The sequence below is a fragment of the Pseudomonas sp. 32_A genome, assembly GCF_017490905.1.
Taxonomy (GTDB): Bacteria; Pseudomonadota; Gammaproteobacteria; order Pseudomonadales; family Pseudomonadaceae; genus Aquipseudomonas; species Aquipseudomonas inefficax.
This window is the reverse complement of record NZ_JAFGYI010000350.1, coordinates 1-443: the sequence shown is the minus strand read 5'-3', so window position 1 is coordinate 443 and position 443 is coordinate 1. Positions and strand designations below refer to the sequence as shown.

Genomic DNA, 443 nt, shown 5'->3' with positions numbered 1-443 from the left:
GAACATCACCGATTACGGCGCGTTCGTGGACCTCGGCGGCATCGACGGCCTGCTGCACATCACCGACATCGCATGGCGCCGCGTGCGTCACCCGAGCGAAGTCCTGTCGGTCGGCCAGGAAGTCACCGCGAAGATCCTCAAGTTCGACCAAGAGAAGAACCGCGTGTCGCTCGGCATCAAGCAACTGGGCGACGATCCGTGGGAAGGCATCTCGCGCCGTTACCCGTCGGGCACGCGCCTGTTCGGCAAGGTCACGAACATCACCGACTACGGCGCGTTCGTCGAAGTGGAATCGGGCATCGAAGGCCTCGTCCACGTGTCGGAAATGGACTGGACGAACAAGAACGTCGCTCCGTCGAAGGTTGTCCAGCTCGGCGACGAAGTCGAAGTCATGGTGCTCGAGATCGACGAAGATCGTCGTCGTATCAGCCTCGGCATGAAGC

1 protein-coding gene is annotated in these 443 nt (G+C 61.6%); it reads left to right on the top strand.

Annotated elements, in window-relative coordinates:
• Positions 1 to 443 (top strand): S1 RNA-binding domain-containing protein (locus J5M58_RS27030; RefSeq protein WP_207880503.1); only part of this gene is annotated, 443 nt, incomplete at both ends.